The following is a 281-nucleotide window of genomic DNA, read 5'->3' as shown; positions in this document are numbered from 1 at the left end:
TGTTAAGTTCTATCTCATTCATTTGTGCATTCTTTTAGTTTAGATTGTAGGGTATTGAGCTGATTGATTTGTTTTTGACCGAGTTTGAGTTTCTTAAAATTATAGATCGCTTTTTCTAATTGCATTTTTAAATAACTATCAGTGTGTATTTTTAATTCTTTATTAAAAAACAATAAAACTTTGTCAGTAGTAGTGTTAATTTGACTCATACCATTTAAAATTGTCATAGTTTTAGGGGTATTTAAATCACAAATATAATCTTGTAAAAATTCACTCAAATA

Annotated in this window: 1 protein-coding gene; it reads right to left on the bottom strand. The window is 24.9% G+C overall.

The features are described 5' to 3' along the window. Nucleotides 1–14 precede the first annotated feature (14 nt). Nucleotides 15–281, bottom strand: a 267-nt coding sequence (locus ELQ12_RS10320) for a hypothetical protein (RefSeq protein WP_208379408.1), incomplete at its 5' end; no start/stop codon positions are given.

Source organism: Campylobacter sp. US25a (assembly GCF_004379075.1).
Lineage (GTDB): Bacteria > Campylobacterota > Campylobacteria > Campylobacterales > Campylobacteraceae > Campylobacter_D > Campylobacter_D jejuni.
This window is presented reverse-complemented; position numbering and strand designations above follow the sequence as displayed.